Source organism: Coleofasciculus sp. (assembly GCF_046539235.1).
Lineage (GTDB): Bacteria > Cyanobacteriota > Cyanobacteriia > Cyanobacteriales > Coleofasciculaceae > Coleofasciculus.
In genome coordinates, this window is record NZ_JBKHHI010000453.1 from 1 (window position 1) to 5041 (window position 5041).

Below are 5041 nucleotides of genomic sequence, written 5' to 3' on the forward strand. Positions count from 1 at the left end.
TACGCTAAATTCTGGTCGTCCTAATTTTCTCTCATCACAATGAATTAGCCCTGCCCTGCGAGGGGGGATGACAAAGGATGCTTCCCTTTTGTTGCACGGGGGAGGACAGAGGATGCTTCCCTTTTGTTTCATGGGAGAAGAGGAACCCTCAAATAAAGACGCTTTTGGCATCACGGAAAGGAAAGCAACATGGCTCCCCTCTTGCTCCCCTCTCCCCCGGTGGGAGAGGGGCTGGGGGGTGAGGGGGTTGTGGCTTAAGTTGACACCAATGGCTACTGCCGTGTCCCTACGGCTGAACCGATGCACTAAAAACCCCCCTGCGTGGGAAACCCTCGGCGCTGTAAAACTTCCTGCGCCTCTCGCCCTGGCGTGTAGTTGTAGCCAAAAGAACCACGTTCTGAGTCATCCAGAACCTGAGGTGTGAGCAACACAATCACCTCTTGGCGTTGATTTCTCCGTTCTGTACTTCTGAACAACGCCCCCAGAATCGGCAAATCGCCTAAAATTGGCACCTTTGTTACCGTTGTGCGATCGCTCTCCTGAATAATACCTGTCAAGATTAAGGTTTGCCCATCACGTAGACGAATCTGACCCGAATTAAGCTCCCGCACATTCAGAAGCGAAATTTCGTTGACATTGTCTCCGACGCTGAGATCTTGTGTGTTACCAATAGACGTGACGCGAGGATTGACATTTAAGGTGACAAACCCATTATCGTCAATGCGCTCAACGGTTATGCCCAGTTGTAAACCGGCTTCCCGAATTTCCGCCGTTGTCGTTACCGTTGTCAAGCCATCACTAGTTTCTCTTGTCTGCTCAATATTCCCCACAACTTCTTGGGTTAAATTCACACCTGCTGTTTGTCCTTCTTGGACTAACAGGGTGGGATCAGTCAGAATCTTGGCATTACCACTGGTAATTTGCGCCTGCAACTCAGCCAAGAATCTTGTTGGAAATTGGAATAGGGAAGGCAACTCAACTTCGATTTCACCGAGTTCCCCTGGAGTTATACTGAAGTTTCCATCTTGGTCAATTGTAATCTCATTGTCTTCAGGCGCTGTAATTTCAATGATTCCTGCGTCCTGGGGATCGTCTAAATTGAGAAAAGGCGCACGAAATCTTGCCGTACCTCGAGGGAATGTCTGAATAGTCCCATTTCGTTCATCAATAATGACTGTACCGGGTGCGGCTCCCTCAACATCGATAAAATTATTAGGATCGAAAAAAATATTGGCTTCATCAAAGGGGTTGCCGATAATCGGTGGTGAAGCTGTACTTCCAGTTACGTTCGTTTGATTCGGAGGTCTGAACTCACCGTAATTGAAGAATGCTGCCCCCTCATCTACGACAAAAAAGCCATCACCAACACCAAAAGAGAAACTGGTATTAAAGGCATCGGTTCCCAACAAGTTAACATCAATAATCTTGACATTAATCGCCACCTGACGACGCCGCAGATCCAACTGCGTCAGGAAAGCCGAAGCCAGTTCAATGTGGCGCGGTTCACCTACCAGAGTAATCGCATTCAATCGATCATCGGTTGAAACCGCTAATCCCCTCAGCAACAAGGCACCCGTTGATTCCCCTGGCTGATTGACGGTGAGGGGTCTCAACTCGGCGGGTTGTTCGGTTTCCCGAATGATTGCTCCTGTTTCTTGATTGAATTCTCGTTCAATCGGGGTAACCACCTGTTGTACCTCTGCCCCTTGGGTTGCCAGAAACGCAGAAGCGCTGGAAACGCTAACTTGATTTAACCGTAACGTGCGACTAATAACATTACGTGCCGCTTGGGGTAGTCGAGAACCAACAAAGATAGTACGTCCCCGACGGTTTGCCTGGAGTCCAGCAAGCTGGAGAACGTAGTTAAACACATCTTGAACCGGTTCGTTTTCCAAATCCAGGGAAATCGTTTCCTCAGCAGCCGCCGCTGCCTCACCGCCGGCTCCTCCAGCAAAAGCCAGGTTTAATCCAGCAGAACGCGCCAAGAGTGCCAAGACTTCTCGGACAGGGGCTTCTCGTAAGGACAGGCGAGGCACTACAGCCGCTGTTCCTAGGTCAATCTGACTAGCGGCGGCATTCAGATTAGACACCGCAATATCCCCCACAGGCGGCGCCACCGCTCTCGGTAAAAATGGCGGCGCTGGAGCAACCGGTTGGACTGTTCCAGAGGGTGAAGCCGGAACCCCATCAATGGTAATTTGAGGATCGGGAACTAATACATCGGGTGAAGGTGCTGGAACTACGGGAGTGGGTTGAGCTTGAGTAGGTTCAGGAGAATCCTGTGTCGGGGTTTGAGCAACAACTGGGGGTGAATTAGAACGCTGAGATTGCGATCGCGGAGTGGCGGGAGATGAGAAGTCGGAAGTGGAGCGAGTTGTCGCTGGATTGGGTAGATTTGCAGCGGTTGATACTGATTCCCTCGGTGGCGGAGTAACCGGAATGGAAATGTTCTGTTGATTTTCTGCCGCTGGATTAAGATTGAAATTAGCTGGAGTGGTAATCTCAGATTGAGCGGCAATATTACTCGAAGCGGCGTTAATTGTCTCTGTTCCCTGCGTCCCTGCACTTGTGCTTCCTAGCTGGGGAATACTGACATTTTCTCTACTCCTAGCGCTATTCGGTTCAGTAGAGGAAGGTAGCGTTGGTGAATTAATGGAGACTGACTCCCCAGAGGGCGAGGAAATAGGAATCGAAACGGCGGCTTGATTGCTGGGAGCAGGATTAATTCCTAGAGTAATTGCCTGAGATTCTTGCTGGAGAATTTGACCCTGAGGTGAATTTTCATCCCCGCTCACAGTTACCCGAATGCTGTTGGGTTGGATTTGACTCACCGTAACGGCGGTAATACCGGGCATGGGGTTGTCTTGACGAAAGCTATTGCCTTCCCTTAAGTTCAACCGAACATTGACAATATCCGCCACCCAATCCTTACCCCGGTTCACCGGGAAAACTTGGGGGCGCTGATCCCCTGCTTGGGTTTCCAGAATCAGCTCTAAACTACTGCCTCTGGGATTGAGCCGAACGGCAGTAACTTCAGCCGTCGCCGCCCGGACGGGTTGTGTTATCGATAGGGAGACGGCAGTCGCGATCGCGATTCCACTCAACAGTTGCTCCTGTCTCACAATTCACTCCTCACTTATGACCTTTAAACCACCTTGATTCTAATGATGCCAGGGGTAAATGAATGATCTGGGTTCAGAATTTCTGCCTCTGCTCCCCAAGAAGGGCAGGTTTAGTTAGGTGTCGGGATAGTACCAAAACGGTATTGGTCAAACCCACCCCTACAGTTTGGCTACCCCATCTCCCTCATCTCCCTACTGGGCTTCTTCAGCGGCTGCTTCCGCTTCCATTTCTGCCTGCTTTTGTTCCTCACTCAAGGGCATTAACACATCCAGTCTATAGCTTGTTGTCAGAGTTGGTGGAGCACCGGGAATGATTTGTTCATCTTTCTCTACAATCGGTGTCACCGTACCTTGGTCATCGACCAACAGCCCTTGCGGTGTGCTGATATCTGTCGTCAAATCTTTGACCACGACTAAGGTTTGCAGTCGCTCAATACTGCGTAAAATTGACTGGATTTCGTTAAAGCTGCCCTCCATCTCTAAATTAAAGCTTTGGCGTTTGAGTTTGCCGTTAACGGCTGCACCCAGGGAACCATCGGTCACGATATTGCTTTCTTCTTCGTTGACTTGGGGTTCATAACTGGTCAATTTGGCGTCGTCTGCGTTTTGAATAAGCCGATTCACGTCTAACAGCAAGGTATTGACCGATTCTTCAGTGGCAAATAAACTTAACACCTTCTGGTTCTGCTGCTTTGCCTGAGCCAGTTCCAAATTTTTCTGTTGAATTTGCCGCTGGATCTCTTCAGTATCTTGGAGTTGACTCTCTTTTTCTTGGCGCTGCGCCTTTAACCCTTGGTATTCTTCCCATACCGGTTGCACAACATTCATCGCTAGATAAGCGGCTCCCAAAACTCCTAAGACAGCAAAGATAATTCCGGATACTTTTGGCGTAAAGGTAATGCCAAACGCGGTAGGATAACTCGGCGCTTCCTCCTGCTCTTCAACGGGAATAAAATCTGGATCAGCATAAGTCATAGTTACATCACTCCGTAGTTGTCTCAGTTGGGCTGGGGCTGGGGCTGGGGCTGGCTTCTGGGGTGGCTGTCTCTGTTGCCTGATTCTGCTCAATCTGTTGTAAGGCTTCGATCCGAGCCACTAATCCCACCGCTTTTTTGCTGGAAATTTCGCGCAATAGCTCAGAAGCGGGGACATTTGTCAAGCTAGTCTGAACCGTATAATCTACCACTGGAGGCAGGTCGTAGGTCACTTCAGCAGCATCTTGGTTATCTTCCGTTTCCGGTACTTCTAACTCAGTGGGATTATCCACCAGTTGAGCGCTAACGATATGAGTTTCTTTATCTTGAAAGAAGGGAGATTGCTGTAGCGTCAGTAGAAAATTGTTCACATCATCAAATGAACGTGCTGTGCCAGAAATCTCCACGTTAATTGTGGGTAAGGGGGCGCTACCCTCAGTCCCCTCAGCCGCCTCAGTTTCGGTTTCCGTTTGCTCAATCCTTTGAATTTGGACTCCGGTGGGGACGCGATCGCGAACATCCTGTAAAATGGCTGACCAAGGTTTAATTTGATTAAACACCGTTGCCAGCGCCTCAGTTTCATCTCTAGCCACTTGAATTTGAGTATTAAGCGCCGCAATTTTATCTTTTTGGGCTTGCAAGCTTTGCAATTCTTGGTCAATGTCAGCAATTTCAGCATTTAACTTGGCATTTTGCTGAGGTAGCCACACAAAACCGAATCCGGCGACTAACGCCAACGGAAGTAACCCGACAATAACGCCCAGAATCAGCGGCGTCATTTCCCCCATTTGAATCTGTTTTTTGGCTTTTGGGGACTCAGACCCTTTATCTGGTTGGCGATAATCGGGTCTATCTTTAAGAAAATTAATATCGAGACTATACATAAACTATTGATTGTTGATTGTTGATTGTTGATTGTTGATTGTTGATTGTTGATTGTTGATT

Annotated in this window: 3 protein-coding genes; all 3 read right to left on the bottom strand. The window is 48.8% G+C overall.

All coding sequences use genetic code 11. The annotated features are described in order from the left end of the window. Positions 1–305 precede the first annotated feature (305 nt). Positions 306–3122: an AMIN domain-containing protein gene (locus ACLFWI_RS26540; protein ID WP_446415412.1), complete on the bottom strand. Its 2817-nt coding sequence runs from the start codon at positions 3120–3122 to the stop codon at positions 306–308. A gap of 192 nt (positions 3123–3314) precedes the next feature. Beyond that, positions 3315–4097, bottom strand: a complete 783-nt coding sequence (locus tag ACLFWI_RS26545; RefSeq protein WP_446415413.1) for a hypothetical protein — start codon at positions 4095–4097, stop codon at positions 3315–3317. Between the two features lie 7 nt (positions 4098–4104). Beyond that, positions 4105–4980, bottom strand: a complete 876-nt coding sequence (locus ACLFWI_RS26550; RefSeq protein ID WP_446415414.1) for a PilN domain-containing protein — start codon at positions 4978–4980, stop codon at positions 4105–4107. Positions 4981–5041 lie beyond the last annotated feature (61 nt).

Bases quoted from the DNA above. Each gene is read 5' to 3' on its own strand.
- ACLFWI_RS26545 (WP_446415413.1), bottom strand. From the start codon at position 4,097: ATGACTTATGCTGATCCAGATTTTATTCCCGTTGAAGAGCAGGAGGAA.
- ACLFWI_RS26550 (WP_446415414.1), bottom strand. From the start codon at position 4,980: ATGTATAGTCTCGATATTAATTTTCTTAAAGATAGACCCGATTATCGC.